The sequence below is a fragment of the Actinosynnema sp. NPDC091369 genome, assembly GCF_044757065.1.
GTDB lineage: Bacteria > Actinomycetota > Actinomycetes > Mycobacteriales > Pseudonocardiaceae > Actinosynnema.
The window spans coordinates 454,536-472,182 of the sequence record NZ_JBIVUG010000003.1 but is presented as its reverse complement, the minus strand read 5'-3'; the positions used below and the strand labels follow the sequence as shown (position 1 = coordinate 472,182).

Here is a 17,647-nt window from a genome sequence, read left to right as displayed (position 1 = left end):
AGCGTCACTCTCCCAGCCGGTCGGCGGCGATGCGACCGCCCAGACGGCGCAGGAGCGGTTCCGGCGCGGTCAGGCAGCGCCGCAGGTCGGGCTCGACGTCCAGCAGGGCGTAGGCGGCGACGAGGCCCAGCTCGGCGGGGTCGACCGCGCACCGGCCGGCCACCGCCACGACCGGCACGCCGCCCGCCGCCCTCGCCACGCCCGCCGGCGCCTTCCCGTGCGAGGTCTGGGCGTCCAGGGAGCCCTCACCGGTGATCACGAGCCGCGCGCCGGGCAGGTGGTCGGCGAACCCGACCAGGTCGAGCACCACGTCGATGCCCGCCCGCCTGGTCGCGCCCAGCACGGCCAGCGCGGCGAACCCGATGCCCCCGGCGGCGCCCGCGCCCGGGTGGTCGGCCCACGCCGGGTCGACCTCGTCCGCCCACGCCCGGAGCCTGGACTCCAGCTCCCGCACCTGGCGCGGCGTCGCGCCCTTCTGCGGTCCGTAGACGGCCGCCGCGCCGCGCGGGCCGAGCAGCGGGTTGTCCACGTCGGTGGCCAGGACCAGCTCGACGTCGCGCAGGTCCCGGCCGGCCAACCCGTCGAGCATCCCCCTGCCGCCGTCGGTGCACGCGCTGCCGCCCACGCCCAGCACGATGCGCCGGCACCCGAGGTCGTGGGCGGAGCGCAGCAGCTCGCCCACGCCCCGGCTGGTCGCCGTCATCGGGGCCGGGCGGTCCAGCAGGGCCAGGCCGGCGGCCGCGGCCACCTCGACCACCGCCGTGTCGCCGCGCACCGCGAAGCTCGCCGGCACCGGCGTGCCGACGGGCCCGGTGACCCACCGGCGGACCCGGACGAACCCGGCGGCGACGGCGGCGTCGACCGTGCCGTCGCCGCCGTCGGCCACCGGCAGGCAGCGCACGTCCAGGTCGGGCCGCACGTCCCGCAGGCCGCGCGCGACGGCGGCGGCGACCCGCGGCGCGGTGAGCGTGCCCTTGAACTTGTCGGGCGCCACGACGACGTGCCCCGTCACGGCACCTCTTCGTACTCGCGGACGGCGGCGATCGAGGTGCCGTTGGCGGTGTTGCCCTCGCGTTCGATCATGATCTCGACCAGGACGGGGCGGCTGGTGCGGTCGGCCTCCTCCCGCGCCCACTCCAGGCTCTCCCGGATGCGGCCCGGTTCGGTGACCCTGGTGCCGGAGCAGCCGTAGGCTTCCAAGGTACTCGTTGTTCAGCATGATCAGCACGAACGGCACGTCGTACTGGGCGCCCACGGCCAGCTCCTCCACCAGGAACTGGAACGAGTAGTCGCCGACGACGCCCACCACCTCGGCGTCCGGGTCGGTGCGCTTGAGCGCCTTCTTCACCCCGATCGCGGCCGGGATCTCCCAGCCGAGCGGCCCCGCCTGGCCGCACACCTGGTAGTGCCGCGGCTTGTGCGCCTTCTGGTGCTGGCCCGATCAGATCTGGTACAGCCCGATCGCGGTGACGAAGTACGTGTCCGGCCCGTAGAACTCGTTGATCTCCTTGAACACCCGGGGCGCCTTCACCGGCACGGTGTCGAAGTCCTCGCGGCGCGGCAAAGTCGCCTTGAGCTCACGGGTCCGCGCCGCCCAGGCGTTGTCGGGGCGGGGTCCGGTCCGGGCCCGCGCCGCGGCCGGCAGCGCCCGCAGGAACGCCTTCACGTCCGCCACCACGCCGAGGTCCGGTCCGAAGACCTTGCCGATCTGGGTCGGTTCCACGTCCACGTGGATGAACTTCCGGTCGCCCCGGTAGGTGGCGAAATCGCCGGTGTGCCGGTCGCCGAACCGCGCGCCCAGCGCCACCACCAGGTCGCTCTCCAGGAACGACGCGTTGCCGTACCGCTGCGACGTCTGGATGCCCGTCATCCCGGCGTACAGCGGGTGGTCCTCGTCGACCGCGCCCTTGCCCATCAGCGTGGCCTGGACCGGCACGGTCAGGTGCTCGGCCAGCGCCAGCAGCTCCTCGTGCGCCTCGGCCAGGATCACGCCGCCGCCCGCGAGCAGCAGCGGCCGTTCGGCGGCCAGCAGCATGTCCAACGCCCGTTCGACGCGCGCCGGGTGCGGCTCGGGCCGCGTCACGGGCAGCGGCGCGTCGATGGTGTGGTCCCACTCGATCTCCTGCTTCTGCACGTCGATCGGCAGGTCGATCAGCACCGGCCCCGGCCGGCCGGACCGGGCCACCCGGAACGCCTCCCGGAAGATCCACGGGGCCTGCGCGGCCTCCTTCACCTGCACCGCCCACTTGGTGACGGGCGCGGCGACCGCCACGATGTCGACCGCCTGGAACGCCTCCTGGTGCAGCTTGGTGGTGGCCGCCTGCCCGGTGACGCACAGGATCGGCACCGAGTCGGCCTGCGCGGTGTAGAGGCCGGTGATCATGTTGGTGCCGGCCGGGCCGGACGTGCCGATGGCCACGCCGACGGCGCCGGTCGTGCGCGACCAGCCGTCGGCCATGTGCGTGGCGCCCTCCTCGTGCCGCACGATCAGGTGCTCGATCGTGCCGTCCCGCTCCATGGCCTGGTAGAGCGGCAGGATCGCCGCCCCGGGGCAGCCGAAGACCGTGTCGACCCCCTCGCTCTTGAGGACTTCCACGACCGCTTGCATGACGGGTATCCGAGCCATCAGGCCCTCCCGGACAGGTTCTCGACGACCTTGAGCAGCGCCGAGTGGTCGAGGGATGCGTAGCCCTGTGCCCGGCCGGACGCGATGAGCTGGGCGATCAGCCCCGTCACCGGCAGTGCGACGTCGACCTGGCGGGCCGCGGCGAGCGCGATCCCCATGTCCTTGTGGTGCAGGTCGATGCGGAAGCCCGGTCGGAACTCGCGCGCGATCATGCTGTCGCGCTTGAGGTCCAGGACCCGGTTGGCGGCCAGCCCGCCCGCGAGGACGTCGAGGCCGGCCTCGGCGTCCACCCCGGACGCCTCCAGCAGCACGATGGCCTCGGCCACCAGCGCGTGGATGCCGCCGACCACGAGCTGGTTCGCGGCCTTGACCACCTGGCCCGCGCCGTGCGGACCGACGTGGACGACGGTCTCGCCCAGCACGTCGAACAGCGGCCGGGCGGCGGCGAAGTCGGCCTCGGCACCGCCGACCATGATCGACAACGTGGCGCGCTCCGCGCCCGTCTCGCCACCGGACACCGGCGCGTCGAGCACCCGCACGCCCCGCTTCGCGCCCTCCTCGGCGACGGCGAGGGACGTTTCCGGGCGGATGGTGCTCATGTCGATCAGGAGCGTCCCCGGGTCGACCGCGTCCAGGACCGTGCCCAGGACGACCTCTTCCACCTGCGGGTGGTCGGGCAGCATCGTGATGACGACCTCGGCGTCCCGCACCGCGTCACGCGCGCTCGCCGCCGCCGTGCCGCCCGCCGCGGTGAGCTTGTCGAGCGCGTCCCGGTTCAGGTCGAAGCCGGTGACCCGGTGGCCCGCGGCCGCCAGGTGGGCCGACATGGGCGTGCCCATGATGCCGAGGCCGATGAACCCGATGGCGCTCATCGCGCGGTCCTCCCCGTGGTCGAGCCCGCCCGGGGGAGCCAGTCGAAGCCGCCGGTCCGCGCCCGGTACTCCAGGCCCACGTAGCCCTCGTAGCCGTTGGCGTCGAGCTCGGCGAGGTAGCCGAAGACGTCGAGCTCGCCGGTGCCCGGCTCGCCGCGCCCCGGCGCGTCGGCGATCTGCACGTGGCCGATGCGGTCGACGTGGTCGGAGACGACGGCGTCGAGGTCGTCCCCGTTGACGGCGAGGTGGTAGAGGTCGGCGAGCAGCGCCACGTTGTCGCGGCCGACCTGGTCGGCGACCTCCAGCGCGTCCGCGGCGGTGAGCAGCGGGTACTCCGGCGCGCCGGACAGCGGCTCGATGAGCACCACCGCGCCGACCTCGGCGGCCACGTCGGCGGCGTACGCGAGGTTGTCCAGCGCCGCGTCCGTGGTGGGGAAGTTGCCGTGCAGGGCGTTGAACGCGCGGCAGCCGAGCCGGCCCGCGATGCCGGCCGCGATCTCGACGTTCGCGCGGAACTCCGACTGCCGGCCGGGCCAGGCGACCAGGCCGCGGTCGCCCGCCGGCAGGTCGCCCGCGAAGAAGTTGAGCCCGACGAGCCGGACGTCGGCGTCGACGAGCGCCGCCTCGAACGCCTCGACCTCGCGGGTCGGCGGCACGGCCTCGGCGAACGGCCACCAGAACTCGACCGCGTCGAACCCGGCCGCGCGGGCCGCGGCGGGCCGTTGGAGCACCGGCAGGTCGGTGAACAGGATCGAGAGGTTGATGTCGAAACGCATAGGAGCGTCCTTCCACAATGCGGAAGCTAACTTCCATACAACGAGAGAGTAGGCAGCCATTCGACGGCGGCGCAAGACTGTTGACACGCTCGGAGGGCGCTCGTACCGTCCCTCTTTGCGGAAATGAGATTCCGCGATACAGAAAAGGGAGCCTTTGTGCCCGATCTGGAAGGGTTCAACTCCGCGCCCCCGGCCGAGCTCCGGCCCCTGCTCACCGACTGCCTCGCCGTGCCCCGCTGGGTCGACGCGCTGCTGGCCGGCCGCCCCTACGCCGATGTGGGCGACCTGCTCGCCGCGTCGGACCGGCACGCCGAGTTGAGCGACGACGAGGTGCGCGCCGCCATCGCGGGCCACCCCCGCATCGGCGAGCGGGCCGCGGGGGACGGGGTGTCGGCGAAGTGGTCGGCCGACGAGCAGTCCGGCGTCGCCGCGTCGCTCGCCGACCGCCTCCACGTCGCCAACGCCGCCTACGAGGACCGGTTCGGGCACATCTACCTGGTGTGCGCGACGGGGTTGAGCGGCGATCAGGTGCTGGCCGACCTCACGTCCCGGATGGACAACCCGCCGGACGTGGAGCTGCGCGTGGTCAACCGGGAGCTGGCCAGGATCGCGGCGCTGAGGCTGAGGAAGGTGCTGGCATGACGACGCTGTCCACCCACGTGCTGGACGCCGAGGCGGGCCGACCGCGCGCCGCCGTCCCGGTCCGGTTGGAGCGCGACCGCGAGGTGCTGGCCGAGGGCGTCACCGACGACGACGGCCGGCTGCGGTTCGCGCGCGACCTCGCGCCGGGCGTGCACCGGCTGGTGTTCCAGGTCGACACGCCGTTCTACCCCGAGATCACCGTCGCCTTCCGGGTCACCGGCGACCCGCCGCACCTGCACGTGCCGATCCTGCTGAGCCCGTTCGCCTTCACGACCTACCGAGGGAGCTGACCGATGGCCATCGTCCTGGGGCCCAACCAGTACGGGAAGGCGGAGAACCGCCTCGTCACCGTCACCCGCGACGGCGCCGTGCACGCGATCAAGGACCTCACGGTCAGCACCTCCCTGCGCGGCGACCTGGCGGACACGCACCTGACCGGCGACAACTCGAAGGTGCTGGCGACCGACACGCAGAAGAACACCGTCTACGCGTTCGCCAAGCAGGCCCCGGTGGGCGAGATCGAGGACTTCGCGCTGCGCCTGGGCCGCCACTTCGTCTCGACGCAGGAGGCGATCACGGGCGCGCGCGTGCTCATCGACGAGCACTCGTGGCAGCGCATCGAGGGCAACGACCACTCGTTCGTCCAAGCCGGCAACGAGAAGCGCACGACCGCCGTGACGATCGACGGCGACCGCGCGTGGGTGGTGTCGGGCGTGCGGGACGTGGTCGTGCTCAAGTCGACGGGATCGGAGTTCCACGGCTTCCCGCGCGACGAGTACACGACGCTGAAGGAGACCGACGACCGCATCCTGGCCACGTCGGTGACGGCGCGGTGGCGCTACCAGGGCTCCGACGTCGACTGGGCGGACAGCTTCGCCGAGATCCGGCGGCTGCTGCTGACGACGTTCGCGGCCAAGCACAGCCTGTCGTTGCAGCAGACCCTGTACGCCATGGGCGAGGCGGTGCTGCGGGCCCGGCCGGAGGTGGCGGAGGTGCGGCTGTCGATGCCGAACAAGCACCACTTCGCGGTGGACCTGTCGCCGTTCGGGCTGGAGAACGACAACGAGGTGTTCCACGCCGCCGACCGGCCGTACGGGCTGATCGAGGGCTCCGTGCTGCGCGACGACGCGGAGGACGCCGGCTCCGCCTGGTACGCGCTGCCGACGTTCTGAGCGGCGACCGTGCTCCCCGGGCCGGGGAGCACGGTCACTTCTTGTGCAGCGCCATGCGTTGCAGCCGCCAGGTGTGGAACAGGTCGGCCTCCTCGTACCAGTCCACGACCGTCGGCCGGCGGGCGGTGAACATGAACTCCAGCAGGATGTCGCGGTACGTCGTCAGCGGCACGCCCACGCCCGGCGGGAAGTCGGTGTACGCCTCGTCCACGTACGGCGCGTCCGGCTCGCCCTTCGGCCAGCCGGTGAACTCGTCGTCCACGTAGTTCAGGTAGCCCCACCGGCCGCGCACGGCGAGCACCAGGTTGTGGTCGCTCTCCCCCTCCGCGTCGGGCGCGCGGGCGAAGTGCTCCAGCATCCCGTCATTGCACTCGGGCCGCGCCAAGGCGGCGATGAGCACGTCCACGTCCGCCGCGCACGCCACCACCTGGTACCGGAACTCCGCCCGCTCCAGGTCCGGCAGCCCGGTCCACAACCCGGCCCGCATGGTCATGCACACACCCTGACCGGTGTCGCGTGTTTCGGCCTTTCGCTGCTCCGAGGATCACCCCATCCAGCGATGCCAAGATCACTCTCTTCTGGCTAGAGCCCGCAATTCGGTCACCGTGAGTCCCGTCGCGCGGCCGATCTCGTCCTCGTCCAGGGCCCCGCAGTCCAAGGCGCGCAGGAACGACGTCGACAACGCCTGGGCCGTCGCGGGCTCGTCCAGCACCGAACCGCCCACCCGCGACACGTACGCCCGCAGCCGGCGGGCGTCGGCCTCCACGCCTTCGAGGTGGAACGCGTGCACGGCCGCGTACCGCGTCACGAGCTGCGCCGGGTGCAGGTCCCAGCCCTGGTGGAAGCCGTGCGCCAACGACCGCCGCACCAGCCGGTAGTGCGTGCGCCAGCCCTCGTGCACGTCGTCGCCGACCGGCAGCACGTTCGTGGAGCCGTCGGACAGCGCGACGCCCGTGCCCGCCGCCGACACCTGCATGACGTTGCGGGCGAAGTCGCACGCGCCGTGCGCGAGGTGCTGGTGCGCCGCGCCCAGGCCGCAGCCCGCCGTGTAGTCGTAGGTGCCGAAGTGCAGCCCGGTCACCCGGCCGCGGCCCGCCTCGATGAACCGCGGCAGGGCCAACCTGCCCTCGGGGTCCACGATCGACCGCGTCGTCTCCACCTGGATCTCGAACCGCAGCGGCAGCCCGAACAGGTCCAGCACGTCGCCCAGCACCTCGACCTGCGCGACCGACGTGACCTTCGGGAACGTGATCACGAACGCCTCGGGCGCCTCGCCCAGCGCGGTGAGGAACACGTCCAGCGTGCGGATGCCCCGCTCGCGCAGCGCCCTGGTGTCGAACGACTTCATCCGCAGGCCGAACCGCGGCGGCGCCGTGCCGTCGCGCAGCCACTCCCGCACCACCAGCGCGGTGCGCTCGGCGTCACCGTCCTCCTCCGCGTCGGAGCGGACGCCGTAGCCGTCCTCGAAGTCGATCCGCAGGTCTTCCACGGGTTCGGCGGCCAGCTTCGCCCGCACCCGCCCGTCCACGACCCGCGCCACCTCCGGCGCGAGGTCGAGCACGTCGCCCAGCCCGTCCGGCGCGTGCCCGTCCAACGCCGCAAGCGCTTGCGCGCCCCACTCGGCCGGCGTGGACGGGGTCACGCGGTCGGCCGGCACGTAGCACGTGTGCACGGGTTGGCGGCCCGCCGGCGAGCGCAGCTCCACATCGGACAGCCGCGCGGTGACCGCCCGCACCGCCTCGGCCGACAACGACGTCCGCGGCACGTCAGCCGATCCGCTCGTAAGCGGGCAGGGTCAGGAAGTCCACGAAGTCGTCGGCCAGCGCGACCTGCTCGAACAGCTCGACGGCCAGGTCCAGGTGCTCGCCGTCCAGCTCCCCCTTCACCCGCGCCAGCACCTCGCGCACCAGCTCGGCGGTGACCGGCGTGCCGTCGTCCAGCACGACGCCGTTGTGCACCCACTGCCACAACTGCGAACGGGAGATCTCCGCGGTCGCGGCGTCCTCCATCAGGTTGTGGATGGCCGCCGCGCCGTTGCCGCCCAACCACGACAGCAGGTACCGCACGCCGACGTCCACCGCCGACTCCACACCCGCCCGGGTCGCGCCGCCACCCGCCGACTTGAAGTCCAGCAGCTGCTCGGCCGTGACGGACACCTCGGGCCGCAGCACGTCGAGCTGGTTGGCCTTGTCCCCCAGCTTCGCGTCGAAGATCTCCCGGCACACCGGCACCAGGTCGGGGTGCGCCACCCACGAGCCGTCGAACCCGTCGCCCGCCTCCCGGGTCTTGTCCGCGCGGACCTTCTCCAGCGCCTGCGCGGTGACCTCCGGGTCGCGCCGGTTCGGGATGAACGCCGCCATGCCGCCCATCGCGAACGCACCCCGCTTGTGGCACGTGCGCACCAGCAGCTCGGTGTAGGCGCGCATGAACGGCACGGTCATCGTGATGGCGTTGCGGTCGGGCAGCACGGCGTCCGGCCCCGCGTCGCGGAAGTACTTGATGACGCTGAACAGGTAGTCCCAGCGGCCCGCGTTCAGGCCGGACGCGTGGTCGCGCAGCTCGTGCAGGATCTCGTCCATCTCGAACGCGGCCGGGATCGTCTCGATCAGCACGGTCGCGCGGATCGTGCCGTGCGGCACGCCGAGCCGTTGCTGCGCGGCGGTGAAGACGTCGTTCCAGAGCCGGGCTTCGAGGTGGCTCTCCATCTTCGGCAGGTAGTAGTAGGGCCGACCCAGCTCGGCGTTGTGGAAGAAGTGCAGGCCGAAGTCGACCAACGCGCCCACGGCGGGCTCGCCGTCGATCTCGAGGTGCCGCTCGGGCAGGTGCCAGCCGCGCGGCCGGACCACGATCGCCGGGCGGGCCACGTCGTCGCGCAGGGCGTAGCGCTTGCCCTCCGGGGAGGTGTGCTCGATCGTGCCGCGGGCCGCGTCGTAGAGGTTGACCTGGCCGGAGACGACGTTGTGCCAGTGCGGGGTGTTGGCGTCCTCCAGGTCGGCCAGCCAGACCTTCGCGCCGGAGTTCAGCGCGTTGATCGTCATCTTGCGCTCGGTGGGCCCGGTGATCTCCACCCGCCGGTCGCGCAGCGGCTCGGGTGCTTCGGCGACGCGCCAGTCACCGTCGCGCACCGCCCGCGTCTCGGGCAGGAAGCCGAGCGGACGGCGTCGCGCGCGTCGGGCGACCAGCTCGTCGCGGGTGGCGGCGAAGTCGCGGTGCAGGCCGGCGACGAACTCCAGCGCGTCCGGCGTGAGGATCTCGTCACCGCGTTCCACTTCGCCCCCGAGGACGCGAACACCGGACATGGAAGCCCACCTCGATTCCGAGTCGGTTTCTACTTCGCGGACTATAGTTTTCACCACGCGGAACGGCAACGAAGGAGTGATGTCGGTGGCACGGGAGTCCACGGGCGGCGTCCAGTCCCTCCAACGCGCCTTCGACCTGCTGGAACGCCTCGCCGACGCGGGTGGTGAAGCGAGCCTGTCCGAGCTGGCCGCCACCTCCGGGCTGCCGCTGCCGACCATCCACCGGCTGATCCGCACCCTTGTCACGCTGGGGTACGTGCGGCAGAACAGCAACCGCCGCTACACGCTCGGGTCCCGGCTGATCCGGCTCGGCGAGAGCGCGTCGCGGCAGTTCGGCACGTGGGCGCGGCCGTTCCTGGCGCAGCTCGTCGACCAGGTGGAGGAGACGGCGAACCTGGCCGTGCTGGACGGCGACGAGGTGGTGTACGTGGCGCAGGTGCCGTCACGGCACTCGATGCGGATGTTCACCGAGGTCGGCCGCCGGCTGCTGCCGCACGGCACGGGCGTGGGCAAGGCGATGCTGTCCCAGCTGCCGCGCGACGAGGTGCGCGCCCTGCTGGCCCGCACGGGCATGCCCGCCTACACCCCGAACACGATCACCGACCCGGACGAGCTCGTCGCGTCGCTGGACCGGATCGCCGAGCAGGGCTACGCGCTCGACGAGAGCGAGCAGGAGCTGGGCGTGCGCTGCGTCGCCGTCCCCCTGCACGGCGCGCCGACCCTCGCCGCCGTCTCCGTCTCGGGCCCGGACAGCCGCCTGACCAAGGAGTCCCTGTCCCGCATCGTCCCCGAGGTCCTCGCCACCGCCACCCGCCTCTCCACCCACTCCCACTCCTGATCCCCGCGCGAGTCGAACCTCCAGGTCCCGCGTGTCGAACGCTCAGGACCCCCGAGTTCGCCGTTCAGGTCACACGACTGCGTACCTGAGCGTTGAATTCGGGGGTCCTGAAGGTTCGACTCGCGGGACCTGAGCGTTCGACTCGCGGGTTAGTCGAGGAGGGCGTCGACGAAGGCGGCGGGTTCGAAGGGGGCCAGGTGGTCGGCGCCCTCGCCCAGGCCGACCAGCTTCACGGGCACGCCCAGCTCGCGCTGGACCTGGAACACGATGCCGCCCTTGGCGGTGCCGTCCAGCTTGGTCAGCACGATGCCGGTCACGTCGACCACCTCGGCGAACACCCGCGCCTGGGTCAGGCCGTTCTGCCCGGTGGTGGCGTCGAGCACGAGGAGCACCTCGTCCACCTCCGCCTGCTTCTCCACCACGCGCTTGACCTTGCCCAGCTCGTCCATCAAGCCGGTCTTGGTGTGCAGCCGGCCCGCGGTGTCGATCAGCACGGTGTCCACACCGGCCGCGACGCCCTGCTTCACCGCCTCGAACGCCACCGACGCCGGGTCCGCGCCCTCGGCACCGCGCACGGTCGACGCGCCGACCCGCGAGCCCCACGTCTCCAACTGGTCGGCCGCCGCCGCGCGGAACGTGTCGGCCGCGCCCAGCAGCACGGTCCGGCCGTCGGCCACCAGCACGCGCGCCAGCTTGCCCGTCGTCGTGGTCTTGCCGACGCCGTTCACCCCCACCACCAGCACGACGGCCGGCTTCACGCCGCCGGAGCCGTCGGTGTGCGGCAGCGCGTTCACCGCGCGGGTCATCTCCGGGTGCAACGCGTCGACCAGCACGTCCCGCAGCAACGCCCGCGCGTCGTCGGACGTGCGCACGCCGCGCGCCACGATCTGCTCCCGCAGCGCCGTGACGATCTGGTCCGTGATCGCCGCACCGAGGTCGGCCATCAGCAGCGTGTCCTCGATGTCGGTCCAGGAGTCCTCGTCCAGGTCGCCCGCGCCGAGCAGCCCCAGCAGGCCCTGCCCGAACGTCGAGCGCGACCGCGACAGCCGACCGCGCAGCCGCTCCAGCCGCCCGGAGGTCGGCTCGATCTCCTCGATCTCGGAGGCTTCCTCGGGCAGGTCGACCTCGACGAACCCGCGCTTGAGCGAGTCGCGCGGCACGGCCGCGTCGTCACCGACGCCCGGCTGCCCGTCCACCTCGGTGCGGTCGGCGACGGGGTGCTCGACGGGTTCGACCGGCGCGGGAGCGGGTGACGCCCCGGCGCGCTCCACCGGCTCGGCCGGTCTGGTCGGTTCGGCCACCGGCGGCGCGGGCGCGTTGAAGGTGATCGCGCCACCGGCCTGGTACCCCTTGGCGGGCTTGTCCTGCTCGGGCTCGGTGAGGCTGATCCGCCGGCGTCGCGCCAGCACGACGCCCGTCACGAGGGCGACCGCGAGCAGTGCCGCGACGACGACGATGATCCAGATCAGGGACGTGGTGGACACGGCGCAATCCTCGCACGCCATCCTATGTTGACGATCGACGAACCAGGTTGATTTCAGGCAACTTTCCCACCAACACTCTTGCGCAGGCGTTCAGTGTGGAATAGACCACAGGGCGTGAGGGTGATCGGGCTCATTTCCGGCACGTCGATGGACGCCATCGACGTGGCCGTGGCCGACCTGTCCATCGACGGCCGGACCGTCGTGCTGACCCCCGTGGAGCACGCCGAGCACCCGTTCCCCGAGGACCTGCGCACGCCACCGACCAGCGCGGCCGAGCTGTGCGCGCTCGACACCCGGCTCGGCCAGGCGTTCGCCGAGGTCGCCGCCCGCTACCGGGGCGACCTGGTCTCGTCGCTCGGCCAGACCGTGCACCACTGGGTGGAGGACGGCCGCTGCCTGGGCACGCTCCAGCTCGGCCAGCCCGCGTGGATAGCCGAAGCGACCGGCCTGCCGGTGGTGGCCGACCTGCGGGTCCGCGACGTCGCCGCGGGCGGTCACGGCGCGCCGCTGGCGAGCACGCTGGACGCCCTCTGGCTGGCCGACTTCGACGGACCGGCCACCGCGCTGAACATCGGCGGCATCGCCAACGTCACCAAGGTCTCGCCCGCGGGCGTCGTCGCCTACGACACCGGACCGGGCAACGCGCTCATGGACGCGGCGATGACCGTGCTGTCCGGCGGGCTGCGCAACCAGGACACCGACGGCGAGTACGCCCGCCGAGGCCGGGTCCACGCGGAACTGCTCGACCGCCTGCTGGCCGACCCGTACTACGCGCTGCCCGCGCCCAAGTCCACCGGCAAGGAGCACTTCAACCGCGCCTACCTGGACCGCGTCACCGAGGGCCTGACGATGCCCGCCGAAGACCTGCTGGCCACGCTCACCGAGCTGACCGCGCGCACGATCGCCACCGAGTGCGAGGGGACCGTGATCGGCTCCGGCGGCGGCATGCGCAACCCCGCCCTGGTCGAGTCGCTGGGCCGCCGGGTGGACCTGCGCACCAGCGACGAACTGGGACTGCCCGCCGCGGGCAAGGAGGCTTACCTCGCCGCCTTGCTGGGCTTCCTGACCTGGCACGGCCTGCCCGCGAACGTGCCGTCCGCCACCGGCGCCGCCGGTCCGCGCCCGCTGGGGTCGATCACCCCCGGCCGCTACCCGCTGCGCCTGCCCGAGCCCGTGATCACCGCCGTGACGGGATTGACGATCGGCCGCCGTGAGAGGCAGTCGGATGGGAGAGGCCATGCGCGCACTTGATGTCGGCATCATCGTGCTGTTCCTGGTGGGCATGCCGCTGCTGGGCGTGTGGATCGCCGGGCGGCAGCGCTCCGCCACCGACTACTTCGTCAGCGAACGCCGCATCTCGTGGTGGGTCGTGTGCGTCTCGGTGGTGTCCGCCGAGACGTCCACGCTCACCGTGCTGAGCGTGCCGACGGTCGCCTACCTGGGCACGATGACGTTCCTGTCGCTGGCCATCGGTTACCTGATCGGCCGGATCGTGGTGTCGTTCGTGCTGCTGCCGAAGTACATCGCGGGCGAGCTGATCACCGCCTACGGCTTCCTCGGCAAGCGGTTCGGGCGCAACATCCAGAGCACCGCGTCGCTGACGTTCCTCGTCACGCGGCTGCTCGCGGACGGCCTGCGGCTGTTCGCCACCGCCATCCCGATCAAGGTGGTGCTCGTCGCGTACGGCGTGGACGTGTCGTACTGGGTGATCGTGGCGGCGCTGGGCGTCGCGATGGTCGTCTACAGCTTCCTCGGCGGCGTGCGGGCCGTGGTGTGGGTCGACGCGATCCAGATGCTCTGGTACGTCGTGGGCGCGTTCGCGGTGATCCTGGTGCTCAACGGCAAGCTGCCCGACGGGTGGTTCGCCAGTGCCGCCGAGGCGGGCAAGTTCCAGGTCCTCGACTTCAGCGCCAGCGCGTTCACCTCGCCGTACGCGATCGTCGTCGCGTTCATCGGCGGCGCGGTGCTGTCCATGGCCTCGCACGGCGCGGACCAGCTGATCGTGCAGCGGCTGATGGCCACGAAGGACGTGCGCTCGGCGCAGAAGGCGCTGATCGCCAGCGGTGTGGTGGTGTTCCTCCAGTTCGCGCTGTTCCTGTTCATCGGCGTGATGCTGTGGGCGTTCTACAAGGCGGCCAACCCGGTCAAGGACCTCGGGCTCAACAACAACGACGAGCTGTTCGCCAACTTCATCGTCAACGACATGCCCTCCGGGCTGTCCGGGTTCGTGATCGCGGGCATCCTGGCGGCGGCGCTGTCGTCGTCGTTGGGCGCGCTGGCGTCCTCGACCGTGACCGACATCGTGCAGCGCGTGGTGCGGCGGCCGATGAGCGAGGCCGAGGTGTTCCGCCAGGGTCGGATCTGGACGGTGGTGTGGGCCGGCCTGCTGATCGTGTGCGCCGGGCTGTTCGCCACGTTGACGCGCCGCGGCAACCCGATCGTCGAGCAGGGCCTGTCGATCGCCGGGTTCACCTACGGCGCGCTGCTCGGCGCGTTCCTGCTCGGCCTGGTGTTCCGCAAGGCCAGGGAGCTCGACGCGGTGGTGGCGTTCGCGGTCACGGTGGTCGTGATGGCGTTCGTGATCCTGGGCGTGAAGTTCGTCGGGCCGGACGCGACCCTGGCGATCGACTTCTCGCCGGCCGCGCCCGCCCAGAAGATCGTGTCACTGGCCTACCCCTGGTACACGGTGCTGGGCGTGCTGGTGACGTTGGTCGTGGGTGGGCTGATGTCGTTGCGGCACCGGGGTTACCAGCCGCCGGGCGTCCAGGACGACGTGGTGTCGGCCAAGGCGTCGTAGTCGGGGTTCAGGCGGCGGCGTTGGCGCGGTAGGCCACCAGTTCGAGGTGGAGCCGGAAGCCGAGCCGGTCGAAGAGCCGTTGGGAGGAGCGGTTGCCGGCCAGTATCGCGGCGGCGGCCTGGGGTCGTGCCCCGGACTTCTCGGCGAGCTTCCAGACCAGCTCGGTGACCAGCGCCGCGCCGACGCCCTGCCCCCGCACGTTCGGCTCCACGGCCACGAAGTCCAGGTAGAACTCGCCGGGTTCGGCCTTGCCCGAGGCGTAGCCGAGGACCCGGTCGCCGTCCATGGCGACCACCACGGTGTGACCCCGGCTGCCGTCCACGAGCTTGCGCCCGGACAGGTGGGTCTTGGGGAAGCACCGCTCGTGCAGCACGGCCACCGCCTCGTGCACGGCCGGGTCGGTCGGCAGGACCCGCATCTCGCGGGCCGGCCCGGTGCGCGGGCAACTCGCCTCGCGCAGCAGCAGGCCGCGCAGGCCGTCGCCGTCGAGGACGTGGATGCCGCACGCGCGCGCGGCGGCGAAGCGGTGCCGTTCGGCGAACGCGGCCAGCCGCCGGTGCCCGGTGTGGCCCAGCAGCTCGCGGTCGGTGACGCCGTCGAGCAGCGGCGCCGCGGCGGTGTAGAGGGCGTCGGCGGTCTGGTCCCAGATCCGGCTGCCCGCCGGGTGGTTGACCGGCACGTCGACGAACGGCCCGTGCAGGTAGGCGCGGTCCGTTTCGGGGTCGACCTCGACGCTGAGCGCGCCGACGACCCACCCGGAGTCGTCGGTGGCGACCAGCGTGCACGAGGCCCAGTCGGGCTCGAACTCGGCCAGCTCCGCGGAGATGTCGCCGAGCGTCTCGCCGAGGTAGCCGATGTGGTGCGCGTCGTCGGCCTGCAGCCGCAGCACCAACGCGAGCACGGCGTCCAGGTCGTCCTGGGCGGCGGGACGGATGTCGTACATGTCTGGAATGGTCGCCCGCGAGGTCGGTGAACGCGAGGGAGTTTTCGGTGCTGGACGGACGGGACGTGACGGAGGTCGCCGAGCGGTGCGCGGCGTTCCTCGAAGGGGTGGCCGATCGCGACTGGGCGGTGGTCGTGCCCGGGATGGACTGGACGGTCGCGCAGACCGTCGCGCACGTGTCGGACTGCCTGCTCTGGTACGCGACGGACATCGCCGCCGGACCCGCGGAGCTGAGCACGACCGAGGTGCGCGTGCGGCCCGACTCGTCGCCCGCCGACCTGGCCCGCACGCTGCGGTCGTCCGGGAAACTGCTGGCAGCGGTCGTGGACGCGACGCCGGCGGGCGAGCTCGGGTGGCACCCGTGGGGCCTGGCGGACGCGGCCGGGTTCGCCGGCATGGGCTGCGACGAGATGCTGGTGCACACCCACGACGCGGGACGGGGTCTCGGGGTCGGGTTCGAGATCCCGCCGCACCTGGCGCGCGGGGTGCCGGCCCGGACGTTCCCGGAAGCGCCGACCGACCACGACCCGGCTCGCGCTCTGCTCTGGGCGAACGGCCGCGTCCCGCTCGACGACCTGCCGAAGCGCACCGGATGGCGCTGGCACTGCGCTCCCCCGGGCTCCTAGCGTCGGGGGCATGACGGACGACGTCCTGGAGATCCCCTTCGCCGACGCCTTCGCGTTCGACCCGTCGCCCACGTGGGCGCGGCTGCGGGAGGAGCGGCCGGTGTCCCGGGTCCGCACGCTCGCGGGCGCGGAGGTGTGGTTGGTCACCCGCTACGACGACGTGAAGCTGGTGCTGGCCGACCCCCGGTTCTCCCGGGCGGGCGTGGTGGCGGCGGGCGCGCCCCGCGTCGGCGTGTCCCGGCCGCTGCCCGGCACCCTGCCGACCACCGACCCGCCCGAGCACACCCGGCTGCGCAAGCTCGTGTCCGGCGCGTTCTCGCACCGGCGGATCTCGGGGACCCGGCCGTGGGTGCGGGAGCTGTGCGAGCGGTTGGCGGACGACGTGGTGGACGGCGCGGACCTGCGGCAGGTGTACGCGCTGCCGCTGCCGATCCAGGTCATCTGCACGCTGCTGGGCGTGCCGTACGACGACCGCGAGCGGTTCCGCGAGTGGGTCGAGCTCGCGTACAGCCTGGAGATGTCCGAGCAGCCGCGGGTCGAGGCGGCGATGGCGAGCCTGCTGGAGTACATGGGCGGGCTGGTCGCGGCGAAGCGGCGCGCCCCGCGGTCGGACGACCTGCTCGACGAGCTGTGCGCGACGCCGCTGACGCACGACGAGCTGGTCGCGTTCGCGCTGAACCTGCTGGTCGCGGGGCACGAGACGTCGGCCAACCAGATCACCAGCTTCGTCGCCACCCTGCTGCGCGAGCGGTCGCAGTGGGACCGGTTGGTGAGTGATCCGTCACTGCTGCCGAGCGCGGTGGAGGAGCTGATGCGGTTCACCCGGCTCAGCGAGGTCGGGCAGCTGCGGGTGGCGCTGGAGGACGTCGAGGTCGCGGGCGTCGTGGTCCGGGCCGGTGAGGGTGTGATGGCCGCCATAGGTTCGGCCAACCGCGACCCGCGCGCGTTCGGGTCACCGGACTCGCTGGACCTCGCGCGCACGCCCAACCAGCACCTCGCGCTCGGCACCGGGCCGCACTTCTGCCTCGGGGCGCAGTTGGCGCGCATCGAGCTCCAGGAGGCGCTGGGCGTGCTCGTGACGCGGTTCCCCGGGCTGCGGGCGGCGCGTCCGGTCGAGGAGCTGGCCTGGCGGAGGGTCCTGGTCAGCGGTTTGGCCGAGTTGCCGGTCAGCCTCGGATGACCGACATCTCTTGCCGCGCGTTTCGCGTTGGGGAACCCTGGGAGGGTGAGCGAGGAAACGATCCAACTCGAACTCAACGACAGCGGGGTGGCGGTAGACCTACCGATGCCTGCCAACCAGCGGGACCAGGTGCAAGAGGTCCCCTATCGGCCGGTCGAGTTCCGTGACGACGACCTGCCCAACGCGTTGGAGCGCGCAGCTTCCTGGCTGCGGCAGACGCAGGACTGGCTCGGTGAAGCGGTCGACGTGATCGCGGTCCACCTGGACTACGACGACACCAAGGGTTCGCCGTATTACGCCCTGAAGCTGCTGTGCAATGAGGAGGACCTGGCGGGCGTTCCGCGCGTGGTGCGCGAACACGATCGCACTACTGACGAGTAACGTACGCTGGG

At 72.3% G+C, this 17,647-nt stretch carries 17 protein-coding genes and 1 pseudogene; 9 read left to right on the top strand and 9 right to left on the bottom strand.

Annotated features, from left to right (window positions below):
- Positions 1 to 4: 4 nt before the first annotated feature.
- The 4 genes and pseudogenes from ACIQMJ_RS14745 to ACIQMJ_RS14730 all read right to left on the bottom strand — a co-directional run bounded on the left by ACIQMJ_RS14745 (position 5) and on the right by ACIQMJ_RS14730 (position 4,274).
- Entirely contained in the window at positions 5 to 1,012 is a 1,008-nt protein-coding gene (locus ACIQMJ_RS14745; protein ID WP_499761487.1) for a glycerate kinase, read from the bottom strand.
- Positions 1,009 to 2,608 (bottom strand): annotated as a pseudogene (locus tag ACIQMJ_RS14740) (thiamine pyrophosphate-binding protein). The gene ACIQMJ_RS14745 and the pseudogene ACIQMJ_RS14740 overlap by 4 nt, the downstream one beginning before the upstream one ends.
- A 17-nt stretch (positions 2,609 to 2,625) precedes the next feature.
- Positions 2,626 to 3,498, bottom strand: a complete 873-nt coding sequence (locus tag ACIQMJ_RS14735; RefSeq protein ID WP_499761486.1) for a 2-hydroxy-3-oxopropionate reductase — start codon at positions 3,496 to 3,498, stop codon at positions 2,626 to 2,628.
- Positions 3,495 to 4,274, bottom strand: coding sequence for a hydroxypyruvate isomerase family protein (locus ACIQMJ_RS14730; RefSeq protein WP_499761485.1), 780 nt, complete (start codon positions 4,272 to 4,274; stop codon positions 3,495 to 3,497). The genes ACIQMJ_RS14735 and ACIQMJ_RS14730 overlap by 4 nt, the downstream gene beginning before the upstream one ends.
- A gap of 156 nt (positions 4,275 to 4,430) precedes the next feature.
- Here ACIQMJ_RS14730 and uraD point away from each other — a divergent pair, with 156 nt between their 5' ends.
- From uraD to pucL, 3 genes are read left to right on the top strand one after another with little or no spacing between them, the layout of a single operon-like run.
- Positions 4,431 to 4,916: a 2-oxo-4-hydroxy-4-carboxy-5-ureidoimidazoline decarboxylase gene (gene uraD, locus ACIQMJ_RS14725; RefSeq protein ID WP_499761484.1), complete on the top strand. Its 486-nt coding sequence runs from the start codon at positions 4,431 to 4,433 to the stop codon at positions 4,914 to 4,916.
- A complete protein-coding gene (locus ACIQMJ_RS14720; RefSeq protein ID WP_499761483.1) occupies positions 4,913 to 5,206 on the top strand; it encodes a hydroxyisourate hydrolase in 294 nt (97 codons plus the stop codon). Before uraD ends, ACIQMJ_RS14720 begins: the two co-directional genes overlap by 4 nt.
- A gap of 3 nt (positions 5,207 to 5,209) precedes the next feature.
- Complete coding sequence (gene pucL, locus ACIQMJ_RS14715; RefSeq protein ID WP_499761482.1) at positions 5,210 to 6,088, top strand: factor-independent urate hydroxylase; 879 nt, start codon at positions 5,210 to 5,212, stop codon at positions 6,086 to 6,088.
- A 34-nt stretch (positions 6,089 to 6,122) separates the two neighbouring features.
- Here the strand turns inward: pucL and ACIQMJ_RS14710 are convergent, their stop codons facing one another.
- The 3 genes from ACIQMJ_RS14710 to aceB form a co-directional block, all read right to left on the bottom strand.
- Positions 6,123 to 6,581: an Imm1 family immunity protein gene (locus ACIQMJ_RS14710; protein WP_499761481.1), complete on the bottom strand. Its 459-nt coding sequence runs from the start codon at positions 6,579 to 6,581 to the stop codon at positions 6,123 to 6,125.
- Positions 6,582 to 6,656: 75 nt separating this feature from the next.
- Positions 6,657 to 7,853, bottom strand: a complete 1,197-nt coding sequence (locus ACIQMJ_RS14705) for a DUF6986 family protein (protein ID WP_499761480.1) — start codon at positions 7,851 to 7,853, stop codon at positions 6,657 to 6,659.
- A gap of 1 nt (position 7,854) precedes the next feature.
- The gene (aceB, locus tag ACIQMJ_RS14700; protein ID WP_499761479.1) at positions 7,855 to 9,387 is read right to left on the bottom strand and encodes a malate synthase A; all 1,533 of its coding nucleotides are present in this window, start codon (positions 9,385 to 9,387) and stop codon (positions 7,855 to 7,857) included.
- Between the two features lie 79 nt (positions 9,388 to 9,466).
- Between aceB and ACIQMJ_RS14695 the strand changes: the two genes are divergently transcribed.
- Positions 9,467 to 10,225, top strand: coding sequence for an IclR family transcriptional regulator (locus tag ACIQMJ_RS14695; RefSeq protein WP_499761478.1), 759 nt, complete (start codon positions 9,467 to 9,469; stop codon positions 10,223 to 10,225).
- Between the two features lie 149 nt (positions 10,226 to 10,374).
- On the opposite strand, the gene ftsY is transcribed toward ACIQMJ_RS14695, so the two are convergent.
- Entirely contained in the window at positions 10,375 to 11,709 is a 1,335-nt protein-coding gene (gene ftsY, locus ACIQMJ_RS14690; protein WP_499761477.1) for a signal recognition particle-docking protein FtsY, read from the bottom strand.
- Between the two features lie 114 nt (positions 11,710 to 11,823).
- Here ftsY and ACIQMJ_RS14685 point away from each other — a divergent pair, with 114 nt between their 5' ends.
- Positions 11,824 to 12,960 carry an anhydro-N-acetylmuramic acid kinase gene (locus ACIQMJ_RS14685; protein ID WP_499761476.1) on the top strand — a complete coding sequence of 379 codons (1,137 nt, stop codon included), beginning with the start codon at positions 11,824 to 11,826 and terminating at the stop codon, positions 12,958 to 12,960.
- Positions 12,947 to 14,506 carry a sodium:solute symporter gene (locus ACIQMJ_RS14680; RefSeq protein ID WP_499761475.1) on the top strand — a complete coding sequence of 520 codons (1,560 nt, stop codon included), beginning with the start codon at positions 12,947 to 12,949 and terminating at the stop codon, positions 14,504 to 14,506. Before ACIQMJ_RS14685 ends, ACIQMJ_RS14680 begins: the two co-directional genes overlap by 14 nt.
- Positions 14,507 to 14,513: 7 nt before the next feature.
- Here ACIQMJ_RS14680 and ACIQMJ_RS14675 read toward each other — a convergent pair whose 3' ends face one another.
- A complete protein-coding gene (locus ACIQMJ_RS14675; protein WP_499761474.1) occupies positions 14,514 to 15,449 on the bottom strand; it encodes a GNAT family N-acetyltransferase in 936 nt (311 codons plus the stop codon).
- A 47-nt stretch (positions 15,450 to 15,496) separates the two neighbouring features.
- Between ACIQMJ_RS14675 and ACIQMJ_RS14670 the strand changes: the two genes are divergently transcribed.
- The 3 genes from ACIQMJ_RS14670 to ACIQMJ_RS14660 are packed head-to-tail and all read left to right on the top strand — an operon-like array spanning position 15,497 to position 17,636.
- Entirely contained in the window at positions 15,497 to 16,075 is a 579-nt protein-coding gene (locus tag ACIQMJ_RS14670; RefSeq protein ID WP_499761473.1) for a maleylpyruvate isomerase N-terminal domain-containing protein, read from the top strand.
- 10 nt (positions 16,076 to 16,085) lie between these two features.
- The gene (locus ACIQMJ_RS14665) at positions 16,086 to 17,255 is read left to right on the top strand and encodes a cytochrome P450 (protein ID WP_499761472.1); all 1,170 of its coding nucleotides are present in this window, start codon (positions 16,086 to 16,088) and stop codon (positions 17,253 to 17,255) included.
- 45 nt (positions 17,256 to 17,300) lie between these two features.
- Positions 17,301 to 17,636 carry a hypothetical protein gene (locus ACIQMJ_RS14660; RefSeq protein WP_366202248.1) on the top strand — a complete coding sequence of 112 codons (336 nt, stop codon included), beginning with the start codon at positions 17,301 to 17,303 and terminating at the stop codon, positions 17,634 to 17,636.
- The last annotated feature ends 11 nt before the right edge of the window (positions 17,637 to 17,647 follow it).